This is a genomic window from Streptomyces sp. NPDC059247, from assembly GCF_042754005.1.
In the GTDB taxonomy this organism is placed as follows: domain Bacteria; phylum Actinomycetota; class Actinomycetes; order Streptomycetales; family Streptomycetaceae; genus Streptomyces.
This window is the reverse complement of record NZ_JBHYZW010000004.1, coordinates 110,411-135,289: the sequence shown is the minus strand read 5'-3', so window position 1 is coordinate 135,289 and position 24,879 is coordinate 110,411. Positions and strand designations below refer to the sequence as shown.

Genomic DNA, 24,879 nt, shown 5'->3' with positions numbered 1-24,879 from the left:
CGTACGGGTCCGGCGGGAAGGCCCGGATGGACCCGGATCGTGTGTGTTTCACAGTGCCCGGAGTGGGACGGGGGAAACCGTCCCACCCGGAGGAATCCGAACAGGCGGGCGGTCAGCCCCTCTTGAGACGGAACCAGTAGAAGCCGTGCCCCGCAAGGGTCAGCAGGTACGGCAGGCGGCCGATGGCCGGGAACGTCACCCCGCCGATCAGCTCCACCGGCTGGGCGCCGTCGAAGCCGCTCAGGTCCAGCTCGGTGGGCTGCGCGGACCGCGAGAAGTTGTTCACGCAGAGGACGAGGTCGTCGCCCTCCTCGCGGAGGAAGGCCAGCACCGCGGGGTTGGACGCCGGGAGTTCGGTGTACGCGCCGGTGCCGAAGGCCCGGTTCTGCTTGCGGACGTCGATCATCCGCTTCGTCCAGTGGAGCAGCGAGGACGGCGACGCCGTGCCCGCCTCGACATTGGTCACCTGGTAGCCGTGGACCGGGTCCATGATGGCCGGAAGGTAGAGGCGTCCGGGGTCGCAGGAGGAGAAGCCCGCGTTCCGGTCGGGGGTCCACTGCATCGGGGTCCGCACCCCGTCCCGGTCGCCCAGCCAGATGTTGTCGCCCATGCCGATCTCGTCGCCGTAGTAGAGCACCGGCGAGCCCGGCAGCGAGAAGAGCAGCGCGGTGAACAGCTCCATCTGCTTGCGGTCGTTGTCGAGGAGCGGGGCGAGCCGCCGCCGGATGCCGATGTTGGCCCGCATCCGCGGGTCCTTGGCGTACTCGGCGTACATGTAGTCGCGCTCTTCGTCGGTGACCATTTCGAGGGTCAGCTCGTCGTGGTTCCGCAGGAAGATGCCCCACTGGCAGCCGGAGGGGATCTCCGGGGTCTTCGCCAGGATCTCGGAGACCGGATGGCGCGACTCGCGCCGCACGGCCATGAAGATCCTCGGCATGACCGGGAAGTGGAAGGCCATGTGGCACTCGTCGCCGCCCGAGCGGAAGTCGCCGAAGTAGTCGACGACGTCCTCGGGCCACTGGTTGGCCTCGGCGAGCAGCACCGTGTCCGGGTAGTGGTCGTCGATCTCCTTGCGCACCCGCTTGAGGAAGGCGTGGGTGGCGGGGAGGTTCTCGCAGTTGGTGCCCTCCTGCTGGTACAGGTACGGCACCGCGTCCAGCCGGAAGCCGTCGATCCCGAGGTCCAGCCAGAACTTGAGCGCCGACAGGATCTCCTCCTGCACCGCCGGGTTCTCGTAGTTGAGGTCGGGCTGGTGCGAGAAGAACCGGTGCCAGTAGTACTGCTTGCGGACCGGGTCGAAGGTCCAGTTGGACGTCTCGGTGTCGACGAAGATGATCCGGGCGTCCGGGTACCGCTTGTCGTCGTCCGCCCAGACGTAGTAGTCGCCGTACGGGCCGTCCGGGTCGCTCCGCGACTCCTGGAACCACTCGTGCTGGTCGCTCGTGTGGTTCATCACGAAGTCGATGACCACGCGCATCCCGCGCTGGTGCGCCGCGTCGACGAACTCCACGAAGTCCGCCAGGTCGCCGAACTCGGGCAGCACCGAGGTGTGATCGGCGACGTCGTAACCGCCGTCCCGCAGCGGGGACTTGAAGAAAGGCGGCAGCCAGAGGCAGTCCACGCCCAGCCACTGGAGATAGTCCAGCCGGGACGTGATGCCCTTCAGATCGCCGACACCGTCCCCGTTGCTGTCCTGGAAGGAGCGGACGAGGACCTCGTAGAAGACGGCCCGCTTGAACCAGTCGGGATCGCGGTCCTTGGCGGGGGTGTCCTCGAAGGTGTCGGGGACGGGCTCGTTGACAGTCATGATGTGGGTGACCCTCCGGTCTGCGGGGACGGTCGCAGGACGAGGACGTGCGCGGGCGTGACGCCCGGTTGCAGGCGCACGTAGCTGGCCCTGCCCCAGTGATAGGTCTCGCCGGTGAGCTCGTCGCGCACCGGCACGGTCTCGTGCCAGTCGAGGCCGAGCACCGGCATGTCCAACGAGAGCGTCGCCTCCTGGGTGTGGTGAGGGTCGAGGTTGACGACCACCAGAACGGTGTTCGAACCCGAACGCTTGCTGTACGCGATCACCTGCGGGTTGTCCGTGTCATGGAACGACAGGTTCCGCAGCCTGCGCAGCGCCGGGTGACGACGTCTGATCCGGTTGAGAGCCGTGATGAGCGGGGTGATCGTCGCCCCCGCCCGCTCCGCCGACTCCCAGTCGCGTGGCCTCAGTTGGTACTTCTCCGAGTCCAGGTACTCCTCGCTGCCGTCCCGCAGCGCGGTGTTCTCGCACAGCTCGTACCCGGCGTACATGCCCCACGAGGGCGAGAGCGTCGCCGCGAGTACCGCCCGCGCCTCGAACGCGGGCCGCCCGGCCCCCCGGAGACCGGACGGCAGGATGTCCGGGGTGTTCACGAAGAAGTTCGGCCGCATCAGCGCCGCCGTCTCCCCGGACAGCTCCGTCAGGTACTCCGTCAGCTCCTCCTTGGTGTCGCGCCAGGTGAAGTACGTGTACGACTGCTGGAAGCCGACCGCGCCGAGCGCCCGCATCATCGCGGGCCGGGTGAACGCCTCCGCCAGGAAGATCACGTCCGGATCGGCCCGGTTGACCTCGCCGATCACCCGCTCCCAGAACACCACCGGCTTCGTGTGCGGATTGTCCACCCGGAAGATCCGGATGCCCCGGTCCATCCAGAACCGCAGCACCCGCACGGTCTCCGCGACGATCCCGTCCATGTCCTTGTCGAACGCGATCGGATAGATGTCCTGGTACTTCTTCGGAGGGTTCTCCGCGTACGCGATCGAACCGTCCGGCCGGTGGTGGAACCACTCCGGGTGCTTCTCCACCCACGGATGGTCCGGCGAGCACTGGAGCGCGAAGTCCAGCGCGATCTCCAGCCGCAGCTCCCGCGCCCGCGCCACGAAGGCGTCGAAGTCCTCGAAGGTCCCCAGATCCGGGTGGAGCGCGTCGTGCCCGCCCTCCGGCGAACCGATCGCCCACGGCACCCCCACGTCGTGCGGCGCCGCCGAGAGGGAGTTGTTCGGGCCCTTGCGGTGGGTCTCGCCGATCGGATGCACCGGCGGCAGGTACACCACGTCGAAGCCCATCGCGGCCACCGCCGGAAGCCGCTCCGCCGCCGTGCGGAAGTTCCCCGGCACCGTACGGCCCCGGACCTCGCGCACCCCCTCCGAGCGCGGGAAGAACTCGTACCAGGAACCGAAGAGCGCCCGCTCGCGCTCCACCCGGAGCGGCAACGCCGGTGAGCAGGACAGCAGTTCGCGCAGCGGATGCCGGTCGAGGACCCCGGTCACCCGGGGCGCGAGGGCCGCCGCGAGCCGGGCCGCCGCGGGCCGGGACGGATCCCGCAGCGCGTCCGCCGCCGCGAGCACCGCCTCCCGCCCGCCGCCCTTCTTCGGGACGCCCTTCGCGGCCCGCTCGTGCAGCTCGGCGCCCTCGGCGAGGACCAGCTCGGAGTCGATCCCGGCCGGGATCTTGATCCCCGCCGTGTGCCGCCAGGTCGCCACCGGATCGCTCCAGGCCTCGACCGTGTACGTCCAGGGACCCTCGGCGTCCGGGGTGACCTCCGCCCCCCACCGGTCGGTGCCCTCGGCCAGCTCGCGCATCGGCGTCCAGGGGCCGGGCCGGCCCGAGGGGCCGCGCAGCACGACATTGGCGGCGACCGCGTCGTGGCCCTCGCGGAAGACGGTCGCCGTCACCTCGAAGGTCTCTCCGGCCACCGCCTTCGCGGGTCGTCGGCCACAGTCGACCAGGGGGCGTACGTCCAGTACGGGAATGCGTCCCATGAGCGGATTCACAGCATCACCTGACGGTTTACGGGGGTGCGGGTGGTGGTGCGCTCTTTCTAGCTCCGTATACGGCCGCCGGGTCGAGGGCATGGCCGCTCCCGTCCGCGTTCACTCGGACGGCTTGTTCAGAGGGATGAACGGAGATCACGGGAAGAGGACGAGGGGTTCGCAGAGGAGCCTTCCCCCGGAACGCGCGAGGGCAATCCGGGAGCTTTGTTAACTACGGGTACGTAGCCGGGACGACAAGGGCGCGACCCGGACAAAGAATCCGCCCCCGCGGCCCGGGGAATCCGGCCCCGCGCCCGGACGGCGCGGGACGGTCCCGCCCGCACCGCCCGGCCCCGCCCCCGGCCCCGCCCGGAGCCTCCCGGCCGCGCCCCGCTCCCCGACCGGCGGGGTCCCCGCCCGCTCCCCGACCGGCCCGGGGGCGGCCCCCCGGGACCTCCGCCGGTGCCCCGCCCCCGGCGCCGGACCGCCGCCGCCCGCCACGGAGGGGCGCGTCCCGGCCACCCCCGGCACCCTCCCCGGGCCGGACGGCCGGACCGGACCCCGCCCGAAGACGGCCGGATCCGGCTCGTCGTACGCACCCCGAGCCGGGCCCCGCCCGGAGGCCGCCGGGGACACCCCGGACGAAACGGGAGGACGCCCCGGACGGAACGGGAGGACGCCCGGACGGAACGGGGAAGGACGCCCCGGACGGAACGGAAGGACGCACAGCGTGGTGCGCCCGCTCCGCTCCGTGGTCGCCTGCGAAGGTGGAACCGTGAAGGCAATCCGTCGATTCACCGTGCGTCCCGTCCTCCCCGACACCCTCCGACCCCTCACGGACCTCGCGCACAACCTGCGCTGGTCCTGGCACGAACCCACCCGCTCCCTCTTCGACTCCCTCGCCCCCGACGGCGTCCCGGGCGCCGACCCCGCCCGGATCCTCGGCGCCCTCGAAGCCCCCCGGCTCGCCGCCCTCGCCGCCGACGGGGACTTCCTCGCCCGGCTGCGGGCCGCCGCCGACGACCTCGCCGCCTATCTGGAAGCCCCCCGCTGGTACCAGCGCCGGACCGGGGAGGGGCCCGCCTCCGTCGCCTACTTCTCCCCCGAGTTCGGCGTCGCCGCCGCCCTGCCCCAGTACTCCGGCGGCCTCGGCATCCTCGCGGGCGACCACCTCAAGGCCGCCAGCGACCTCGGCGTCCCGCTGATCGGCGTCGGACTGCTCTACCGCCACGGCTACTTCCGCCAGTCCCTCGGCCGCGACGGCTGGCAGCAGGAGCACTACCCGGTCCTCGACCCCGGCGAACTGCCCGTCAGCCTGCTCCGCGAGACCGACGGCACCCCCGCCAGGACCACCCTCGCCCTGCCCGGCGGACGCAGCCTGCACGCCCACCTCTGGATCGCCCGGGTCGGCCGCGTCCCGCTCCTCATGCTCGACTCCGACGTCGAGGAGAACGCCCCCGGCGAACGGGGCGTCACCGACCGGCTGTACGGCGGCGGCAGCGAACACCGGCTGCTCCAGGAGATGCTCCTCGGCATCGGCGGGGTCCGCGCCGTCCGGACGTACTGCCGCCTCACCGGCACCCCCGCCCCCGAGGTCTTCCACACCAACGAGGGCCACGCGGGCTTCCTCGGACTCGAACGCATCCGTGAACTCCAGGGCGAGGGACTCGACTTCGACGCCGCCCTGGAGACCGTCCGGGCCGGAACCGTCTTCACCACCCACACCCCCGTCCCGGCGGGCATCGACCGCTTCGACCGCCCCCTCGTCGCCCGCCACCTCGGCGAGGACGCCGCCCTGCCCGGCGTCGACACCGCCCGGATCCTCGCCCTCGGCGACGAGACCCCCCTCGGCGGCGACCCCGGCGTCTTCAACATGGCCGCCATGGGCCTGCGCCTGGCCCAGCGCGCCAACGGCGTCTCCACCCTCCACGGCGCCGTCAGCCGGGACATGTTCGCCGGACTCTGGCCCGGCTTCGACACCGACGAGGTCCCGATCACCTCCGTCACCAACGGCGTCCACGCCCCCACCTGGGTCGCCCCCGAGGTCGGCCGCCTCGGCCCCGACCCCACCGACCGCGCCCTGTGGGAGCTGCGCCGCACCCTGCGCGAACGGCTCGTCACCGACGTACGGGAACGGCTGCGGGCCTCCTGGCGGCAGCGCGGCGCCGCCGCCGCCGAACTCGGCTGGACCGAGTCCGTCCTCGACCCCGACGTCCTCACCATCGGCTTCGCCCGCCGCGTCCCCTCGTACAAACGGCTCACCCTGATGCTCCGCGACCCCGACCGGCTGCGGGCACTGCTCCTGCACCCCGAGCGGCCCGTGCAGCTCGTCGTCGCGGGCAAGGCGCACCCCGCCGACGACGGCGGGAAGCGGCTCGTGCGGGAACTCGTCCGGTTCGCCGACGACCCCCGGGTACGGCACCGGATCGTCTTCCTGCCCGACTACGGCATGGCGATGGCCCGGGGCCTCTACCCCGGCTGCGACGTCTGGCTGAACAACCCGCTGCGCCCGCTGGAGGCCTGCGGCACCAGCGGCATGAAGGCCGCGCTCAACGGCTGCCTCAACCTGTCCGTCCTGGACGGCTGGTGGGACGAGTGGTTCGAGCCGGACTTCGGCTGGGCCATCCCCACCGCCGACGGCGCCGCCGCCGACGACGAGGAGCGCCGCGACGACCTGGAGGCCGCCGCGCTCTACGAGCTGATCGAGCGCCGGGTCGCCCCCCGCTTCTACGACCGGGGCCCCGACGGCGTCCCGGCCGGATGGACGGCGATGGTCCGCCGCACCCTCGCGGACCTCGGCCCGAAGGTGCTCGCCGACCGGATGGTCACCGAGTACGTCGAGCGGCTCTACGCGCCCGCCGCCGCCGCCCGCCGGGCGCTCACCCCGGACCGGGCGCGGGACCTCGCGTCCTGGAAGGCGCGGGTCAGGGCGGGCTGGCCCGGGGTGGGCGTCGACCGCGTCGAGGTCGGCGACGGGCTCGACGACGAGCCGACCGACGCGGAGCTGGGCGCCACCCCGGTCGTCCGGGCCCGGGTGCGGCTCGGCGACCTCGGCCCGGACGACGTCGAGGTGCGGGCCGTCACCGGCCGCGTCGACGCCGACGACACCCTCACCGAGACCCGTACGGTCCCGCTGAAACCGGCGGGCGGCCCGGACCTGGACGGCGGCCGGCCCTACGCGGGCACCCTGGAACTGGACCGCACCGGCACCTTCGGCTGCACGGTCCGCGTCCGCCCGTCCCACCCCCTCCTCGCCCACCCCGCCGAACTGGGCCTGACGGCCCTCCCGGAGGAGACCCCGGTCGAGGGGGCGGGGGTGCTGCTGCGGTAGCCCGGACCGTCCGCCCGGGGGCGCCGGGCGGCGGGGTCAGGGGACCTCGGCCTTGGCGGCGAGGTGGCCGTCGACGAAGCACAGCCGGTACACCGGGATCGCGGCGAGCATCGTGGCCCGGTAGTACCGGCACTCGTGCATACCGGGAGGTTCCGGCGGGACGCCCCGCGGCGGCTTGTCCAGCGGATGCTCGGGCAGGTCGTCGGAGACCTCGGCGAGCTGCGCCGGGGACATCCCGATCCGCATCCGGGCGTAGTCCTCCGGCTCCAGATAGGACCGGGCCTGCGTCCACAGGGCGACCCCCGCCATCAGCAGGCCGAGGGCGGCGAGCAGGGCCAGCGGGATCCACACCGCCCGCACCAGGCCCCTGCGGACCTCGCGGCGGGCCCGGTCCAGCTCCCGCGCCGAGGTCGGCGCGGCGGGCAGCGGCGCGGGAGGACGCCGGGGCAGTACGGCCTCCAGCAGGAAACCGCCGTCCTCGGTGGCCCGGTGGGCGAGCCTGCCGCCCGCCAGCCGGACCCGTTCGTCGAGGCCGACCAGGCCCGTACCGCCGGACGCGTCCCGCCCGCCGGGGCCGCCGCCGTCCGGCCCGGGGCCGTTGACCACCCGGACCCGGACGTTCGCCGGGTCCGGGGTCACGGAGACCGTGACGGGCGCGCCCGGTGCGTGCTTGGCCGCGTTGGTCAGCCCCTCCTGCACCACCCGGTGCAGGGCGAGGCCGGACATCCCCGGCAGGGTGGGCACGGGGGTGGCGTCGACGGTGACGGCGAGTCCGGAGGCGCGGGCGCGGGCGGCCAGTTCCTCGACGGTCTCGCCGGGCGGGCTGGTGGTGGGGGCGGTGGGGTCCTCCTCGCGGAGCACCCCGATGATGTCCCGCAGCCGGGCCGTGGCGTCCGCCGCCGCCCGCCGCAGTTCGCCCGCCGCCCGCTGCTGGTCGGGCCCCAGCTCGGGGGAGACCTCCAGGGCGCCCGCGCGGATCGCGATCAGGGCCAGGTCGTGGCCGAGGGAGTCGTGCATGTCCCCGGCGATCCGGGACCGCTCGCGCAGCCGCTCGCGGTCGGCGACGGCCGCCTGTTCCCGTTCCATCCGGTCCGCCAGCTCCCAGCCGCTGCGGACCAGCCGGTCGTACTGGCGGACGTACCGGCCGATCAGCCAGGGCGCGACGACGGCGAGCGCCAGGGCCAGCAGCAGGGTGAACCACTGGCCGAGGGAGGTGTGGGTGAGCCGGGTGAGGAGCAGTCCGACGGCCGCGACCGCGCCGAACAGCCAGAGCGCGGCCCGGGTGTGCTCCTGCCGCCGTCCGGCGAGGTAGCCGAAGGCGATCAGGGCCAGGCTGTACGAGGGGGTGAACAGTTCCAGGGAGGCGGGGAGGCTGGCCGCGACGACGACGGCGAGCGCGAGCAGCGGCCACCGGCGGCTCACCGCGACACAGCCTCCGAGGACGGCGACGCCGACGGCGACGAGCGTCCAGCTCCCGCCGTCGTCCGGGTCCGACTTCAGCAGGACCGGTACGCAGAGCAGCAGCCACAGGAGCAGGTCGAAGAGGTGTTCCCGGAGGCGTTCGGGCCGGTCCTCAGGCATCGGGCACCAGTCCGGCCTCGTGGGCGAGGACCGCGAGCTGGACCCGGTTGCGCAGGCCGAGCCGTCCGAGGACGGCGCTGACATGGGCCTTGACGGTGCCTTCGACGACGTAGAGGCGCTCGGCGATCTCCTGGTTGGACAGTCCGGCGCCGAGCAGGGCGACGACCTCGCGCTCCCGGCCGGTGAGCGGTTCGAGGCGGGCCCGTGCCCGCGCGGCGCGGGCGAACCGTTCGCCGCCGAGGGTGTCGATGACCCGGCGGGCGACGCTGGGGGAGAGGGCGGCGCCGCCCCCGGCCACGGCGCGGACCCCGGCGATCAGCTCGCGCGGGTCGCCGGACTTGAGCAGGAAGCCGCTGACGCCGCAGCCGAGGGCGCGGGCGACGAAGGCGTCCTCGGAGAAGGTGGTGAGCATGACGACGGCGGTCTCCGGCACGACCCGGCGGAGTTCCTCGGCGGCGTCGAGTCCGTCGAGCCGGGGCATCCGGATGTCGAGGAGGGCGACGTCGGGCCGGTGCTCGCGGGCCAGCTCGACGGCCTCGCGGCCGTCCCCCGCCTCGGCGACCACCTCGATCCCGGGGTCGGTGGCGAGGATGGCCCGGACACCGGCCCTGATCATCGTCTCGTCGTCGGCAAGCAGCACCTTGATCATGCGGCAACCCTACGCAGACGGGCGGACGCCCCGGGGGATCGAGCCCCCGGGGCGTCCGTCGGATGCTTTCAGGCGTCGTTCCCTGGCTTACGGGAAGGTCAGCTTGAAGCCGTTGATGTAGCCGGTGTCCGCGGCTGCCTTGTCCTGGGCGCGGAGCTTCCAGACACCGTTGGCGACCTCGGAGGAGGCGTCGACGGTGAAGGTCTCCTGGATGTTGTCGGCGCTGCCGCCGGTCCGGTTGGCCAGGTTGTAGACCGTGCCGTCGGGGGCGATGAGGTCGACGATCAGGTCACCGCGCCAGGTGTGGACGACGTCCACGCCGACGGCGAGGTTGGCCGGGGCGTTGCCCGCGACGCCGGAGACGGTCAGGGAGGAGGTCACCGCGACGCCGTTGTCCGGGATGGACACGTCGGCGGCGTTCTCGAAGACCTTGCCGGTGGGCGGGTTGCCGCCGGGGCGCGGACCGACGTTGATGCCGGCCCAGGCGTTCTCGACGGCCGTGACCTCGGGGCTGCCGGCGCCGTACAGCTCGGTGGCCACCGCGACGGTGCCCGTGCGGGCTCCGGCGTAGTTGGTCGAGGAGCCGAACTTGGTGGTGAGCGCCTTGAACCAGATCAGCGAGGCCTTGTCCCGGCCGATGCCGGTGACGGGCAGGCCGTCGGAGGTCGGCGAGTTGTAGGTGACGCCGTTGATGGTCTTGGTGCCGCTGCCCTCGGAGAGCAGGTAGTAGAAGTGGTTCGCCGGGCCCGAGGAGTAGTGGACGTCGATCGAACCGATGCCGGAGTACCACGCGTCCTTGGACGAGCCGTCCTTGCTCGGCTTGTCCATGTAGCGGAGCGGGGTGCCGTTGCTGTTGATGTCGATCTTCTCGCCGACGAGGTAGTCGCCCTGGTCCTGCGCGTTGTTGGCGTAGAACTCGACGGCCGCGGCGAAGATGTCGGAGGTGGCCTCGTTGAGGCCGCCGGACTCGCCGCTGTAGGTCAGGTTGGCGGTGGCGGCGGTGACGCCGTGGGTCATCTCGTGGGCGGCCACGTCGATGGACGTGAGCGGCTTGGCGTTGCCCGCGCCGTCGCCGTACGTCATGCAGAAGCAGCTGTCCTGCCAGAACGCGTTGATGTACGCGTTGCCGTAGTGGACCCGGGAGTACGCGCCGACGCCGTCACCGCGGATGCCGGTGCGGCCCTGCACGTTCTTGTAGTAGTCCCAGGTGAGCGCGGCACCGAAGTGCGCGTCGGCGCCCGCGGTCTCCTTGTTGGCGGGGAGACCGTTGCCCCAGGTGTCGGTGGTGTTGGTGAAGAGGGTGCCGGTGCCGGACGAACCACCGTTGAGGTTGTACGTCTTGTGGTTGCCCCGGCCGGTGTCGGTCAGCGAGTACGAGGGCGCGGTGCCGAGGGTGACGGTGCCGCTGTACTGCGTGTTGCCGGTGCCGTTCTCGACGCCCTGCCACTCGAAGAGCTTGGCGCCGGTCTTGGCGTCGGTCACCACGTGCAGCTCGTTCGGGGTGCCGTCCGGCTGGAAGCCGCCGACGACGGTCTCGTACGCGAGGACGGGGGTGCCCTGGGCGGCCCAGACGACCTTGCGGGGGGCGGCGGCCGAGGCCTTGTCGGCGCCGTCCGCCTTGGCGAGGCCGACGGCCTGCTTCTCGGCGGCGGCCGGGGCGACCGTGGCCGTGGTGGCGATGTTCTTGAGCTCCGCGCGGGAGGACTTGGTGACACCGGTGGTGGCGCCGGCCTTGGACTCGGCGACGATCAGGTCACCGCCGAGGACGGGCAGTCCCGCGTAGGTCCGCTCGTAGCGGGTGTGGGTGGTGCCGTCCCTGTCCTGGACGATGTCCCGGACGACCAGCTTCTCCTGGGCGCCGAGGCCGATCTCCTTGGCCTTGGCGGCCTTGTCCGCGTCCGCCGCTTTGATGAGCGCGGTGCGCTGGGCGGGGGAGAGGTCGGCGGGGAGCTTGCCGGGATCGGCCTGGCCGCCCTGCTGGGCCTTGGGGGCGATGCCCAGGGGGCTGTCCGCCGCGGTGGCGGCGCCCGTCTGGAAGCCCATGGAGAGCATGGCGGCGGCGGCGATCAGGGCGCCGGTCGCGGTGGCGCGACGGCTGGGCGTGGATCTCACGCAGACTCCTTCTTGCGAGGGGGGTACCGGCGGACTGGGTTGCGCCCGTCCGGGCGGAGCAAGCAGAGCTGTGGAGCACGTTCTTGTGACGCGGAGCCCGTTCGGGTGAAGCTGCGAACGGTGGTACGAGGTGAGCCGGGGAGAGAGTGTCAGGAATGACGGGGACCTGTCATGACCGCGTCGGCAACTTGACCGGAAATCGTTCGCTGCCCGTACGGCTGTGTTCATTAAGCGGACGTTTCGTCGATCATGGACACGTCACCGTCGGGCGTTGGTGGGCGCGGGTGTGTGAGGCCTGTCCACAGAACGAGACGGGGGCGTCGGCCGCCCCTCGGGGGAGCCGCTCCCGGGCGGGTCCGACCCGATGGGTTCGCGTCGCCCGCTGGCCGGTTCTTTTCGTCCGGCCCGGCGTCGGGGATGCCCGAATACCGCCCGCGCCGATCCGGCCGGGGGCGGTTCTCCCCGGCCGTCGGGGTCCCGGGACGCGGGCGCGGCACGGCCGGGGGTCCGGCCCCGCCGCCACGGGGGCCCAGGCCCTTTCCGTACGGGTCCGGGCACCCGTCCGTACGGATTCCGGGCCCCGCTCCGGGGCGGGCGGGCCGGGCCCACGGGCGTCCGGGCGCCCGCGCGGAGGGGCGGGGATCCCCGGTCCGGCAAAGGGCGGACCGGGATCTGGCAAAGGACAGACCCCATTCTGGCAAAGAGCGACCCCGGGAGCCAGCCCCTCCGTCGGCCAACTCCCTTGGAACGGGGATCTGGTGGGCGTCTGGGGGGGAGAGGCGAGGGGGAGGGGCGGGAGGTCCGGTGCCGCCCCTGCCGGTCCGCCCCTGCCGGTCCGGTGCTGTCCTTCCGGGCGGGCCGTCCCTCCCGGACCGGTGCCGCTCCTCCTGGGCTGGTGCTGTCGGCTGGTGCTGTCCCTTCCGGGCGGGCCGTTGCTCCTGGGCCGTGCCGGTCCCTCCCGGGCCGGTCGGCCGCTCGGCGTGATGCCGTCCCGGGGCAGCCGGGCGGCCCCGCCGAGGAGGTGCCGGTCCTCGGCCGACCGGTCCCGTCGGCGTGGTGCGGCCCCCGTCGGTGGCGGGGTCGGCCCTGCCGACAGGAGGGCTCCCACAGCCGGTCGGCCCCGTCGGCGCGGCCCCGTCGGCGCGGCCCCGGCCTGCTCGGGCCCGGTCTCCTCTGCCCGGTCTCCTCTGCCCGGTCTCCCCCGGTCCTCCGGGCCCACCGGCCCGGTCCGCTCAGCCCACCAGGCTCTCCCGCCACGCCCGGTGCAGACCCGCGTACCGGCCCTCGCCGGAGACCAGGTCCGACGGGGTGCCGTCCTCCACGATCCGGCCGTCCTCCATCACCAGGACCCGGTCCGCGACCTCGACCGTCGACAGGCGGTGGGCGATCACCACCGCCGTACGGCCCGCCAGGACCGTGTCCATCGCCCGCTGCACCGCCCGCTCGCCCGGCACGTCCAGCGAACTCGTCGCCTCGTCCAGGATCAGCACCGCCGGATCGGCCAGCAGCGCCCGCGCGAAGGCCACCAACTGCCGCTGGCCCGCCGAGATCCGCCCGCCCCGCTTCCGTACGTCCGTGTCGTAGCCGTCCGGCAGGCCCACGATGAACTCGTGCGCCCCGATCGCCCGCGCCGCCTCCTCGATCTCCGCGCGCGTCGCCTCCGGACGCCCGATCGCGATGTTCTCCGCGACCGTCCCCGAGAACAGGAACGCCTCCTGCGTCACCATCACCACACCCCGGCGCAGTTCCGGCACCGTGAGGTCGCGGAGGTCCACGCCGTCGAGCCGCACCGCCCCGTCCGTCGGGTCGTAGAAACGGGCCAGGAGCTTGGCGAGCGTCGACTTGCCCGCGCCCGTCGCCCCCACCACCGCGACCGTCTGGCCCGCCGGGACCGTCAGATCGAAGCGGGGCAGCACCTCACCGCCCGTGCGGTACGCGAACCGCACCCCGTCGAAGACCACCTCGCGGCCCGGGGCGCCGGTGCGCACGGGCAGTTCCCGGGGCTCCGCCGCCTCCGGCACCCCCGGCGCCTGCGCGAGCAGACCCGCGATCTTCGCGAGGGACGCGGCGGCCGACTCGTAGGAGTTGAGGAACATGCCGAGCCGGTCGATCGGGTCGTACAGGCGCCGCATGTACAGCACCGCCGCGGCGAGCACGCCCAGTTCCAGCGAGCCCGACGCCACCCGCTGGGCACCCCACAGGCACATGCCCGCGACGGCCGTGTTGGCGACCAGCCGGGAACCGAGGACGTACCGGGCCATCTCCAGGAGCGCGTCGCCGTTGCTGCGCTCGTGCCGGTGGTTGAGCGCCGCGAACTCCGCGTCGTTGGCCCGCTCCCGGCGGAACGCCCGTACCGGGCGGATGCCGTTCATCGTCTCCGCGAACTTCACGATCACGCCCGCCATCGCCGTCGAACGCTCGGCGTACACCGCGCCCGCCCGCCGCCGGTACAGCCGCACCAGCAGGTACAGCGGTACGAACGAGGCCACCGCCACCGCCCCGATGCCCAGGTCCAGCCAGAGCAGCACCAGGGAGATCGACACGAACGACAGGACCACGCCGATCAGTTCCTGGAGCCCCTCCGACAGCAGCTCCCGCAGCGACTCCACGTCCGTGGTCGAACGGGAGATCAACCGGCCCGAGGTGTACCGCTCGTGGAAGTCGACGCTCAGGACCTGGGCGTGCCGGAAGATCCGGCCCCGGAGGTCGAGCAGGACGTCCTGGTTGATCCGGGCCGCCCCGCGCACGAAGACGTACTGGAGGAGGCCGGACAGCGCCGCGCACAGCAGATAGCCCAGCCCCACCGCGATCACCGGCCCGTGGTCACCGGCCCGGAACGCCGGAACGCCCCGGTCGATGGCGTACGCCACGAGGAGCGGCCCCGCCTGCACGGCCACCTCCTTGACCAGCAGCACCAGCGCCGCGAGCACGACCCGGACCCGGTGCGCGGCCAGCAGGGAGCGCAGCAGCGCGCCCGTCGCCCCGCGAGGCGCGGGCAGATCGTCCCGGTCGAAGGGGTCCCCGGACGACTCCGGCGACCCGGACGCGCGCCCCTCGGGACCGGCGGGACCGGCGGGACCTGCGGGGCCGGTGGCATCGGTGGGGTCGGTGGGTTCCGCCGGGTCGCGGTGCCCGGTCAGTGCGGTGTCCGTCATCGGTTCCCGGCCTCTCCGGCGCCGCTCTCGCGGGCTCCGCTCTCCGTGGCCCGGCTCTCGGGGCCTCTGCTCTCCCCGGCCCGGCTCTCGCGGGCTCCACTCGCGGCGACGTCCCGGCTCCCGCCGCCTCCGCCCTCTCCGGCCGGGTCCTTCCCGGCCGGGTCCTTCCCGGCCCCGGGAGCACCCTCCCCGGCCGCACCCTCCCCGGTCTTGCTCTCCCCTGACTTGCTCTCCCCGGACATCAGCCAGGCGTACTCCTCGCTGCTCCGCAGGAGTTCCTGATGGGTGCCCACGGCGGCTATCCGGCCTCCGGACAGCAGGGCCACCCGGTCGGCCAGCATCACCGTCGAAGGGCGGTGCGCCACCACCAGCGCCGTCGTCTCCCGCAGCACCTCGCGCAGGGCCGCCTCCACCCGTGCCTCGGTGTGCACGTCGAGCGCGGACAGCGGGTCGTCCAGGACCAGGAACCGGGGTCTGCCGACGACCGCGCGGGCCAGCGCGAGCCGCTGCCGCTGCCCGCCGGACAGGCTCAGGCCCTGCTCGCCGACCTGCGTCCCGGCGCCGCCGGGCAGCCGGTCGACGAAACCCCCGGCCTGCGCGACGCCCAGGGCGCGGCGCAGCTCCGGCTCGCCCGCCGAGGCGTCGGCGCCCATCAGGACGTTCTCGCCGACGCTCGCCGAGAACAGCGTGGGCTCCTCGAAGGCCACCGACACCAGGGACCGCAGCCGCTCCCGTTCCATCAGGGAGATGTCCTCGCCGTCGAGCAGGATGCGCCCGCCGGAGGCCTCGTGGAGCCGGGGGACGAGGGCGGTCAGCGTGGTCTTGCCGGAGCCGGTGCCGCCGACCAGGGCGAGGGTCTCGCCGGGGCGGATGTGCAGGTCGACGCCGTCCAGTACGGGCGGGGCGTCCGCCGGGGCGTCCGGGTAGCGGAACGACACCGCCTCGAACCGCACCCCGTCGGGCCCGTCGGCCGAGGGGCCCCCGGCGGCGGGGGCGTCCGGCTCCACCTCGGAGTCCATCACCTCGAAGTAACGTTCCGTCGCGGTCGCCGCCTCCTGGCTCATCGCGAGCAGGAAGCCGATCGACTCCACCGGCCAGCGCAGCGCCAGGGCCGTGGAGAGGAACGCGACGAGCGTCCCCGCCGACAGATCCCCGTCCGCCACCTGTACGGTGCCGAGGACGAGCGCCGCGCCGATCGCCAGCTCCGGTACGAAGGTGATGACGGCCCAGATCATGGCGAGCAGCCGGGCCTTGACGAGTTCCGTGCCGCGCAGCAGTCCGGACAGCTCGCGGAAGGCGCGCGCCTGACTGCGGTGGCGGCCGAAGCCCTTGACGATCCGGATGCCGAGGACGCTCTCCTCGACGACCGTCGTCAGATCGCCCACCTGGTCCTGGGCGCGCCGCGCGACCACCCCGTACCGGCCCTCGAAGACGGAGCAGACGAGGACCAGCGGGATGACCGGGGTCAGCAGGACCAGGCCCAGTGACCAGTCCTGGGCGAGCAGCAGGACGTAACCCGCGAGGATCGTCACGCCGTTGACCAGGAGGAACGTCAGCGGGAACGCGAGGAACATGCGGATCAGCATCAGATCGGTCGTGCCGCGCGAGAGGAGCTGGCCGGACGCCCACCGGTCGTGGAAGGCGATCGGCAGCCGCTGGAGCCTGCCGTACAGATCGGCCCGCATACGGGCCTCGACGGAGGCGAGGGGGCGGGCGACCAGCCAGCGGCGGAAGCCGAAGAGCACGGCCTCGGTGATGCCGAGCAGCAGCAGATAGAGCGCGCCGAGCCACACCCCGCCCGGGTCGCGGTCCTGGACGGGCCCGTCCACGAGCCACTTCAGGACGAGCGGGATGACGAGCGACAGACAGGAGGCCACGATCGCGACGCACGCGGCCGTGAACAACCGCGTGCGCACGGGCCGCACGTACGGCCAGAGCCGCAGCAGCCCGCGCACGGAGGACCCCTTGCCGGGCGTGGACCCGTCCCCGGGCACGGACCTCCCGCCGGGCACGGACCCGTCCCCGGACGTGGACGCCTTGCCGGTCGCGGACTCCCCGCTGGGCGTGGACCTCCCGCCGGGCGTGGACCCGGCCCCAGGCGTGGACCCGTCCCCGGGGCCGGGCGCGGGACCGGCGGTGGGCTCGGGAGCGGGACCCGGCGCGGAGGCGGGTCCGGGACCGGACAGGGGCTCGGGGGCGGGGGGTTCTGGGGCGACAGGATTCTCGGGCATCAGGCCCGACCTTACGGTTCACCCCTGACACGTCTCATCAGGATTTCCGTCACACGGCCCCGGCAGCCGTCCCCGCCCCGGCCGCTCCGAAGCGGTGGCGGTCCGGGCCCGGTTACGGCGTCTGCCAGTGGTCGGCCCAGGTCCGGGCCGCTGCCACGGTACGGTCCAGGCCGCTCGTCCCGTACGCCCGCCACGCCTCCCAGGACCGGGCGTCGGCCTCGGCGAGGACCACCACCGCCTCGCGGGGCGCCCGCGCGAACGCGGGGACGCGCTCGCACCGGCGGGCGGCCCGCTCGGGGGTCTGCCCGCCGTCCAGCACCAGCCGCTGACCCCACAGAACCGTGTCCGCCCACGCGGGACCCCGGGCCGCCCGGGCCCAGTCGACCAGCCATGTCCGGGTGCTCCCGGGGCTGTGGGCCGTCAGGGCGGGTTGATCCGGACGCTGTGGGTCGGCTTCCGGACAGGTCACGGTTTTTGGGAAGGCGGGCCCTGTCCCGCACCGTTCAATCGGGGGTCCCGCACCCGGCAGGAAGGCTCGGTATGGATCTCGCGGCAGTAGGTGTCTGGAGCCTGGCGTTCACCCACGGAGATCGCAGCGAGGCGCGGGACGCCGCGGCCGAGTTGGAGGAGCTCGGGTACGGTGCCGTATGGCTCGGCGGCAGCCCGGGTGGCAATCCGAGCGGGGACCTGGTCACGGCGGCCGAGGTCCTGGCCGCGACCGATCGGATGATCGTCGCAACGGGGTGCGTGTCCATCTGGGAGAGGCCCCCGGAGCGACTCGCCGCGACGTACCACTCGCTTCCGCGACGGCAACGGGATCGGCTGCTGGTGGGACTCGGCGTCAGCCACGCCGACTTCGTCGGCCGTTACCACGAGCCGTACCGGGCTCTGTGCTCCTACCTCGACGCGTTGGACGCGGCGGTTCCCGCGCTGCCGCCGTCGGCGCGCGTCATCGGTGCGCACGGGCCGCGGATGACCCGGCTGGCAGCCGCCAGGTCCACGGGAGTGCATCCCTATCTGGTCAGCCCCGCCCATACCGCGTGGGCACGGTCGGTGCTGGGTGACGGCCCCGTGCTGTCAGTGGAGCAGACCGTCATCGCGCACACCGATGCCGGGGAAGCCCGCGCCAGGGCCAGGGCGATGCTCGCTCCGTACCTGAGACTGCGCAACTACCGGTCAGCCTGGCTGCGCGGGGGATTCGACGCCGAGGACCTGGCCTCGGGCGGCAGCGACAGGCTGGTCGATGCGCTGTTCGTCTGGGGCGACCCCGCGCGGATCGCCGCCCGGCTCACCGAGCACCGGCGGGCCGGGGCCGACCACGTCGCCGTACAGGTGGTCACCGACACCCCTGGTACCTTCGCCCGCCGGGCATGGCGCGACCTCGCCCCGGAACTGGTCGCCGAATAGCCGTTCCGCCGGGCGGTGGGCGCCGCACCCGTACGCCGTGTGCTTCGGCGCGCCCCGCACCCTGGCGCTGCCACCCGTCACCCGGCACACGCCGCCGGGGCCGTTCTGGTACCGGCCTCCGGCGGGCGACCGGCTCGTCCCGGCCGGTCCGCTCCGGGGCGTCCTCACCCGGCTCCGCCCCGAGCGCCCACCGGTCGAGTACCCCGGATGACCGCCCGACCTGTTCCGCGCCGGGCCCCAGGGAGCGGGTGGGCGTGGTCGGCCGGGCGTCCCGAAGTCGTACCCCCCTCAACCGATCGGCTGATGCCGTTCCGAGCGGGACGGCCGATGGTCCGGGAGGCGGCGGGCCGGAAAAGTGGGGGCATGAACGCGATCGAAGTACGGGGACTGCGCAAGACCTACGGTGGCCGGAAGGTCGTCGACGGGGTGTCGTTCGAGGTCGGTGAGGGGGAGGTGTTCGGGATCCTCGGGCCCAACGGGGCCGGGAAGACCACCACCGTGGAGTGCGTCGAAGGGCTCCGGGCGCCCGACGAGGGCCTCGTCCGGGTCTGCGGTCTCGACCCCGCCGCCCGGCGCGCGGACCTCACCCCGGTCCTCGGCGTCCAGCTCCAGGAAAGCGAGCTCCAGCCCAAGCTGACCGTCCGCGAGGCGCTCGACCTCTACGCCTCCTTCTACCCGAGGCCCGCCGACCGGCACGCCCTCGCCGAACGCCTCGGCCTCCTCCCGCACCTCGGCACCCGGTTCGCCCAGCTCTCCGGGGGCCAGAAGCAGCGGCTGTTCGTCGCCCTCGCCCTCATCGGCGACCCCCGCGTCGTCGTCCTCGACGAACTCACCACCGGCCTCGACCCGCGCGCCCGCCGCGAGGTCTGGGAACTCGTCGAGTCCATCAGGGACGGCGGCGTCACCGTCCTCCTCGTCACCCACTTCATGGAGGAGGCCCAGCGGCTCTGCGACCGGATCGCCCTCCTCGACGGCGGCCGGATCGCCGCCCTCGACACCCCCGAAGGGCTGATCGGACGCGCCACCGCCGCCAAGGCCATCTCCTTCGCCGCCGACACCCCGCTCGACCCGGCGGACCTGCGCGCCCTGCCCGGAGCCGTCTCCCTGACGAGCGCCGACGGCCGGACCGTCCTCGGCGGCACCGACGAGACCGTCACCGCCTTCGTCTCCCTCCTCGCCCGCCGGGGCGTCACCGCCGGACAGCTCCGGGTCAGCGACGCCAGCCTCGACGACGCCTACCTCGACCTGACAGGGACCGACCACCGATGAGCACCGCCACCGCCGCACCCCGCTCCGCCACCGCCGCCGTCCTGCGGACCGAGACCCGGCTCTTCACCCGCGAACCCGGCTCCCTGTTCTGGGTGATGGCCTCGCCGACGATCCTCCTGGCCGTCCTCGGACTGATCCCCTCCTTCCGGGAGGCCAGCGCCGACCTCGGCGGACGCCGGACCATCGACGTCTACGTCCCCGTCGCCGTCCTCTTCGCCGTCGTCATGTCCGGCCTCCAGGCCATGCCCCCGGTCCTCGCCGGATACCGGGAACGCGGCATCCTGCGCCGGATGTCCACCACCCCCGTCCGCGCCGGGACGCTCCTCACCGCCCAGCTCGTCCTGCACGGCGCCGCCGCGCTGGTGTCCGCCGTGGTCGTGATCACGGTCGGGCGGCTCGCCTTCGGCGTCGCCCTGCCCGGCAACCCGGTCGGCTACGCCCTCGCCCTGCTCCTCGCGGTCGCGGTCGGACTGGCCCTCGGCTCCGCCGTGTGCGCGGTCTCCCGCACCCAGAAGACCGCCACCGCCGTCGGCACGCTCGTCTTCTTCCCCACCATGTTCACGGCCGGAGTGTGGGTGCCGGTCCAGGCCATGCCCGATACCCTCCAGCAGATCGTCCGGTTCAGCCCGTACGGCGCCGCGTCCGAGGCCCTGGACGCCGCCGCGTCGGGCGGCTGGCCCGGCCTCGCGGCGCTCGCCGTGATGCTGGTGTGGACGGCGGTGCTGACCGGCGCCTCGGTGCGCTGGTTCCGCTGGCAGTGACCGCGTGCGCGGCGCGCGCGGAAGGAACGGCGGCGCGCCCCGCGGGTCCCGCCGGGACCGCGCGGCGGACACCGCCCGGGACGAGGGGGACCGCCACCGTGCCGACCGACACCGTGGGCCTCTGGCTGCGGTTCTTCCGCTGGGGGCCGTACGCGCTCCTCGCCGTCGCCGCCGCCATCGCCACGGCGACCGCGCCGCTCCTCGGCGGCGGCCCGGGACCCGCCCTGACCGGACCGCTGGTCGCGGTGGCCGTCCTGCTCCAACTGCTCTGGGGCCTGCACACGCGCCGGACGGCCGCCCGGCGCGGGGCCGGGACCCCGGGCGACCGGGTCAGACTGCCCGCCGCCGCGCCCGGCGCCACCGGCTACTTCCTGCTGCGGACCGCCCTCGCCTTCGTCCTCACCTGGTGCAACCCGTTCTTCGCGATCTACGCCTGCCTCGGCTACTTCGACGCCATGCACCTGCTGCCCCGGCGGCTCGGCCACGCCGGGCTCCTGGTCACCGCCGTCACCATGGCCGGTTCGCAGTCCGGCGGGCTGCCGCCCGGCTCCCCGGTCCAATGGGTCGCCTTCGGCGGCCTGTTCGGGCTGAACGCCTGCCTCGTCGTGGTCTTCGCCCACCTCAGCGAGAAGGAGGACGAGAAGGCGGCCGAGCGGATCGCGACCATCGACGCCCTCGCCCTCGCCAACGGGCGGCTCGAACAGGCCCTCGCCGAGAACGCGGCCCTCCAGGCCCAGCTCCTCCTCCAGGCCCGGGAGGCCGGGATCGCCGACGAGCGGCGCAGGCTCGCCGCCGAGATCCACGACACCCTCGCCCAGGGCCTCACCGGGATCGTCACCCAGCTCCAGGCCGCCCAGGCCACCTCGGGGCCGGAGGCCGCCGAGGTCCACCTCCGGCGGGCCGCCGACCTCGCCCGGCACAGCCTGGGGGAGGCCCGCCGCTCCGTGCAGAACCTGAGCCCGGCCGCCCTGGAACACGACACCCTGCCCGACGCGCTGCGCAAGACGGTCGCCGACTGGTCCGAACGGACCGGTGTCCGGACCCGGTTCACCGTCACCGGCACCGAACTCCCGCTGCACGAGGAGGTCGCCGCCACCCTGCTGCGGATCGCGCAGGAAGCCCTGTCCAACGCGGCCCGGCACTCCGGCGCCGCCCGCGCCGGAGTCACCCTCTCCTACATGGACGACGAGATCACCCTCGACGTACGGGACGACGGCCGGGGCTTCGACCCCGACGCCGGACCCGGACGCACCGGCCCCGGCGGCCGGTGCGGCGGCGGCTTCGGGCTCGACGGCATGAGGGCCAGGGCCCTGCGGCTCGCGGGCTCCGTCACCGTCGAGGCCGCCCCCGGCGAGGGCACCGCGATCTCCGCCCGCGTACCGTTGGCCCTGCCATGACGGACATCACCCTGCTGATCGTCGACGACCACCCCGTCGTACGGGACGGGCTGCGCGGCATGTTCGCCGCGCCCGGCTCCGGCTTCCGGGTCCTCGGCGAGGCCGCCGACGGCGTCGAGGGCGTCGCGCTCGCCCTGGCCCTCGACCCGGACGTGGTCCTCATGGACCTGCGGATGCCGGGCGGCGGCGGTGTCGACGCCATCGCCGAACTGGGCCGCCGGGGCGCCAGATCCCGGGTCCTCGTCCTCACCACGTACGACACGGACACCGACACGCTCCCGGCGATCGAGGCGGGCGCCACCGGCTACCTCCTCAAGGACGCCCCGCGCGAGGAGCTGTTCGGGGCCGTACGCGCCGCCGCCGAAGGCCGTACCGTCCTCTCCCCGGCCGTCGCCTCCCGGCTGGTGACCGCCGTCCGGACGCCCGCCGCCCCGAAGGGCACCGCGCTCTCCGCCCGCGAGCGCGAGATCCTCGCCCTCGTCGCCCGGGGCACCGCCAACCGGGCCATCGCCGCCGAGCTGTTCATCAGCGAGGCCACCGTGAAGACCCATCTCACCCACATCTACGGCAAGTTGGGAGTGAAGGACCGGGCCGCCGCGGTGGCCGCCGGATACGACCGGGGCATCCTGGGAGGCTCCTGACCCCCGGCCGCCACCCGCTTCCCCGGCCGCCACCCGCTTCCCCGGCCGCCACCCGCTTCCCCCGGCCGCCACCCGCTCCCCCGGCCCGCCCCCGCGCTCCCCGCCCGTCCGCCGTGACCCCGCACGGAGAGTCAAGGAGTCGTGCGCCGTGGGTCAAGGACAGGGCCGGGGGCGCGGACCGACACTGTTCGCACACGCGGGACCGCCGCACGGGGGTGTCAGGGCGGCCCGCGGCACGGGTGCCCGTGCGGACCGCGCCCCGGCCCGCAGGGGACGACACCCGCCCCGTCCGGCCACCGCCGTCGCGCCGCGGTGGCCGGACGGGCTAGTCCTCGACCCGCAGCAGCACCACCGACCGCGCCCCCACCGCCAGGACCGAGCCGCCCGCGTGACGGGTGCCCGGCTCCCCGGACTGGTCCTCCCGCCCGGTGTCCACGACCAGCGCGTACGTCCGCGCCCACGGCGCTCCCGGCAGCCGGAAGTCCAGCGGGCCGGGGCCCGCGTGGAGGACGGCGAGGAAACTGTCGTCGATCACCTGCTCGCCCCGCTCGTCCCGGCCCGGTATGTCCCGGCCCGACAGGTACAGGCCGAGCGTCGCGGTGGGCGCGTACCAGTCGGCGTCGGTCATCTCGGTGCCCCCGGCGGTGAACCAGGCCAGGTCCCGCAGCCCGTCCGCGCCCTGCCGACGGCCGGAGAAGAAGGCCCGGCGGCGCAGCACCGGATGCCGGTGGCGCAGGGCGAGGAGCCGCCGCGCGAGGGCCAGGAGCTGGGCCCGCCCGGGGTCCCCGGGGAGGGTCCAGTCGACCCAGCCGGTCTCGTTGTCCTGGCAGTACGCGTTGTTGTTGCCGCCCTGGGTGCGGCCCATCTCGTCCCCGGCGACCAGCATCGGGACCCCGGTGGAGAGCAGCAGGGTGGTGAGCAGGTTGCGCTGCTGCCGCAGCCGCAGCGCGTTGATCCCGGGATCGTCGGTCTCGCCCTCCGTGCCGCAGTTCCAGGACCGGTTGTCGTGGGTGCCGTCCCGGTTGCCCTCGCCGTTGGCCTCGTTGTGCTTGCGCTCGTACGTGACGAGGTCCCGCAGCGTGAAGCCGTCGTGCGCGGTGACGAAGTTGACGGAGGCGTACGGGCGCCGCCCGCCCCAGGCGTACAGGTCGCTGGAGCCGGAGAGCCGGTAGCCGAGGTCCCGCACATCGGGCAGCGCACCCCGCCAGAAGTCCCGTACGGCGTCCCGGTAGCGGTCGTTCCACTCAGTCCACAGCGGGGGGAAGGCCCCGACCTGGTAGCCGCCGCTGCCGACGTCCCACGGCTCGGCGATCAGCTTGACCCGGCGGAGCACCGGGTCCTGCGCGACGACCGCGAGGAACGGGGAGAGCATGTCCACGTCGTGCATGGAGCGGGCGAGCGCCGCCGCCAGGTCGAAGCGGAAGCCGTCGACGCCCATCTCGGTCACCCAGTACCGCAGGGAGTCGGTGATGAGCCGGAGCACCTGCGGGCGCACCACGTGCAGGGTGTTCCCGCAGCCGGTGTAGTCGGCGTACCGGCGGGCGTCGTCCTGGAGCCGGTAGTAGCCCCGGTTGTCGACGCCCTTGAGGGAGAGGGTGGGGCCCAGCTCGCCCGCCTCCGCCGTGTGGTTGTAGACGACGTCGAGGATCACCTCGATCCCGGCGGCGTGCAGCGCCCGCACCATCCGCTTGAACTCGCCGACCTGCTGCCCGCCGGTCCCGGACGACGAGTAGCCCGCGTGCGGGGCGAAGTAGCCGATCGAGTTGTAGCCCCAGTGGTTGCGCAGCCCGCGCCGCAGCAGATGGTCCTCGTGGGCGAACTGGTGCACCGGGAGCAGTTCCACCGCCGTCACCCCGAGCCGGACGAGGTGCTCGACCGCCGCCGGGTGGGCCAGCCCCGCGTAGCTGCCCCGCAGATGCTCGGGGACGCCGGGGTGGAGCCGGGTGAAGCCCTTGACGTGCAGTTCGTAGATGACGGAGTCCTGCCAGGGCGTCTTGGGCCTGCGGTCGTCGGACCAGTCGTCGTCGTCATGGACGACGATCCCCTTGGGGACGTACGGCGCCGAGTCCCGCTCGTCGCGGACGGTGTCGGCGACGTGCTGCTGCGGCCAGTCCCTGACGTGCCCGTACACCTCGGGCGGCAGCGCGAAGTCGCCGTCGACGGCCCGCGCGTACGGGTCGAGGAGCAGTTTCGCCGGGTTCCAGCGGGCGCCGGTCCACGGGTCCCAGCGGCCGTGCACCCGGTAGCCGTACCGCTGCCCGGCACCGGCCCCCGGCACGAAGCCGTGCCAGATCTCATGGGTCAGTTCGGTCAGCGGCAGCCGCCGCTCGGTGCCGTCCGGGTCGAACAGACACAGCTCGACGGCCTCCGCGCCGCCCGCCCACAGGGCGAAGTTGGTGCCGGGGACGCCGTCGGGTCCGGTCCGGCAGCGGGCCCCGAGCGGGGTCGGCGCCCCCGGCCACACCGGTGGCGCGGGCCGCTCCCCGGCCCGCCCCCGTACCGCTTCCTGCTCGGCTGCGCTCGCCACCGTCCGGCCTCCCGCGGCTCGTCGGGCCCGCGTCCGGG

Annotated in this window: 15 protein-coding genes; 6 read left to right on the top strand and 9 right to left on the bottom strand. The window is 73.9% G+C overall.

Annotated features, from left to right (window positions below):
• Positions 1-112: 112 nt before the first annotated feature.
• Positions 113-1,807 (bottom strand): maltose alpha-D-glucosyltransferase, encoded by a 1,695-nt coding sequence (gene treS / locus ACFXGN_RS10525; RefSeq protein ID WP_384856182.1) that lies wholly within the window; start codon positions 1,805-1,807, stop codon positions 113-115.
• Positions 1,804-3,789 (bottom strand): alpha-1,4-glucan--maltose-1-phosphate maltosyltransferase, encoded by a 1,986-nt coding sequence (locus ACFXGN_RS10520; RefSeq protein WP_384856179.1) that lies wholly within the window; start codon positions 3,787-3,789, stop codon positions 1,804-1,806. Before ACFXGN_RS10520 ends, treS begins: the two co-directional genes overlap by 4 nt.
• A gap of 766 nt (positions 3,790-4,555) precedes the next feature.
• Here ACFXGN_RS10520 and glgP point away from each other — a divergent pair.
• Positions 4,556-7,111, top strand: coding sequence for an alpha-glucan family phosphorylase (gene glgP / locus ACFXGN_RS10515; protein WP_384856176.1), 2,556 nt, complete (start codon positions 4,556-4,558; stop codon positions 7,109-7,111).
• Between the two features lie 36 nt (positions 7,112-7,147).
• On the opposite strand, the gene ACFXGN_RS10510 is transcribed toward glgP, so the two are convergent.
• The 6 genes from ACFXGN_RS10510 to ACFXGN_RS10485 form a co-directional block, all read right to left on the bottom strand.
• Positions 7,148-8,692 carry a sensor histidine kinase gene (locus ACFXGN_RS10510; protein WP_384856173.1) on the bottom strand — a complete coding sequence of 515 codons (1,545 nt, stop codon included), beginning with the start codon at positions 8,690-8,692 and terminating at the stop codon, positions 7,148-7,150.
• Positions 8,685-9,341, bottom strand: a complete 657-nt coding sequence (locus tag ACFXGN_RS10505; RefSeq protein ID WP_384856171.1) for a response regulator — start codon at positions 9,339-9,341, stop codon at positions 8,685-8,687. The genes ACFXGN_RS10510 and ACFXGN_RS10505 overlap by 8 nt, the downstream gene beginning before the upstream one ends.
• Positions 9,342-9,428: 87 nt before the next feature.
• The gene (locus ACFXGN_RS10500; protein ID WP_384856168.1) at positions 9,429-11,453 is read right to left on the bottom strand and encodes a M4 family metallopeptidase; all 2,025 of its coding nucleotides are present in this window, start codon (positions 11,451-11,453) and stop codon (positions 9,429-9,431) included.
• A gap of 1,232 nt (positions 11,454-12,685) precedes the next feature.
• Positions 12,686-14,608, bottom strand: coding sequence for an ABC transporter ATP-binding protein (locus tag ACFXGN_RS10495; RefSeq protein WP_384856167.1), 1,923 nt, complete (start codon positions 14,606-14,608; stop codon positions 12,686-12,688).
• Complete coding sequence (locus ACFXGN_RS10490) at positions 14,605-16,563, bottom strand: ABC transporter ATP-binding protein (protein WP_384856164.1); 1,959 nt, start codon at positions 16,561-16,563, stop codon at positions 14,605-14,607. The genes ACFXGN_RS10495 and ACFXGN_RS10490 overlap by 4 nt, the downstream gene beginning before the upstream one ends.
• 388 nt (positions 16,564-16,951) lie before the next feature.
• Complete coding sequence (locus ACFXGN_RS10485; protein WP_384856162.1) at positions 16,952-17,308, bottom strand: hypothetical protein; 357 nt, start codon at positions 17,306-17,308, stop codon at positions 16,952-16,954.
• Positions 17,309-17,379: 71 nt separating this feature from the next.
• Here ACFXGN_RS10485 and ACFXGN_RS10480 point away from each other — a divergent pair, with 71 nt between their 5' ends.
• The 5 genes from ACFXGN_RS10480 (at position 17,380) to ACFXGN_RS10460 (ending at position 22,314) form a co-directional block, all read left to right on the top strand.
• Positions 17,380-18,246, top strand: coding sequence for a TIGR03620 family F420-dependent LLM class oxidoreductase (locus ACFXGN_RS10480; protein WP_384856160.1), 867 nt, complete (start codon positions 17,380-17,382; stop codon positions 18,244-18,246).
• 363 nt (positions 18,247-18,609) lie between these two features.
• Positions 18,610-19,515, top strand: a complete 906-nt coding sequence (locus ACFXGN_RS10475; protein WP_384856158.1) for an ABC transporter ATP-binding protein — start codon at positions 18,610-18,612, stop codon at positions 19,513-19,515.
• Positions 19,512-20,276, top strand: coding sequence for an ABC transporter permease (locus ACFXGN_RS10470; protein WP_384856155.1), 765 nt, complete (start codon positions 19,512-19,514; stop codon positions 20,274-20,276). The genes ACFXGN_RS10475 and ACFXGN_RS10470 overlap by 4 nt, the downstream gene beginning before the upstream one ends.
• 98 nt (positions 20,277-20,374) lie before the next feature.
• On the top strand, positions 20,375-21,673 hold the full coding sequence (locus ACFXGN_RS10465) for a sensor histidine kinase (protein ID WP_384856153.1): 1,299 nt from the start codon (positions 20,375-20,377) through the stop codon (positions 21,671-21,673).
• Positions 21,670-22,314, top strand: coding sequence for a response regulator (locus ACFXGN_RS10460; protein WP_384856150.1), 645 nt, complete (start codon positions 21,670-21,672; stop codon positions 22,312-22,314). Before ACFXGN_RS10465 ends, ACFXGN_RS10460 begins: the two co-directional genes overlap by 4 nt.
• Before the next feature lie 325 nt (positions 22,315-22,639).
• Here ACFXGN_RS10460 and glgX read toward each other — a convergent pair whose 3' ends face one another.
• Positions 22,640-24,841: a glycogen debranching protein GlgX gene (gene glgX, locus ACFXGN_RS10455; RefSeq protein WP_384856148.1), complete on the bottom strand. Its 2,202-nt coding sequence runs from the start codon at positions 24,839-24,841 to the stop codon at positions 22,640-22,642.
• Positions 24,842-24,879 lie beyond the last annotated feature (38 nt).

What these genes read in the sequence shown, in the direction of transcription:
- ACFXGN_RS10505 (WP_384856171.1), bottom strand. Translation starts at nt 9,341, where the DNA reads ATGATCAAGGTGCTGCTTGCCGACGACGAGACGATGATCAGGGCCGGT.
- ACFXGN_RS10480 (WP_384856160.1), top strand. Translation starts at nt 17,380, where the DNA reads ATGGATCTCGCGGCAGTAGGTGTCTGGAGCCTGGCGTTCACCCACGGA.
- ACFXGN_RS10495 (WP_384856167.1), bottom strand. Translation starts at nt 14,608, where the DNA reads ATGACGGACACCGCACTGACCGGGCACCGCGACCCGGCGGAACCCACC.
- ACFXGN_RS10520 (WP_384856179.1), bottom strand. Translation starts at nt 3,789, where the DNA reads ATGGGACGCATTCCCGTACTGGACGTACGCCCCCTGGTCGACTGTGGC.
- ACFXGN_RS10475 (WP_384856158.1), top strand. Translation starts at nt 18,610, where the DNA reads ATGAACGCGATCGAAGTACGGGGACTGCGCAAGACCTACGGTGGCCGG.
- ACFXGN_RS10470 (WP_384856155.1), top strand. Translation starts at nt 19,512, where the DNA reads ATGAGCACCGCCACCGCCGCACCCCGCTCCGCCACCGCCGCCGTCCTG.
- treS (WP_384856182.1), bottom strand. Translation starts at nt 1,807, where the DNA reads ATGACTGTCAACGAGCCCGTCCCCGACACCTTCGAGGACACCCCCGCC.
- ACFXGN_RS10460 (WP_384856150.1), top strand. Translation starts at nt 21,670, where the DNA reads ATGACGGACATCACCCTGCTGATCGTCGACGACCACCCCGTCGTACGG.
- ACFXGN_RS10510 (WP_384856173.1), bottom strand. Translation starts at nt 8,692, where the DNA reads ATGCCTGAGGACCGGCCCGAACGCCTCCGGGAACACCTCTTCGACCTG.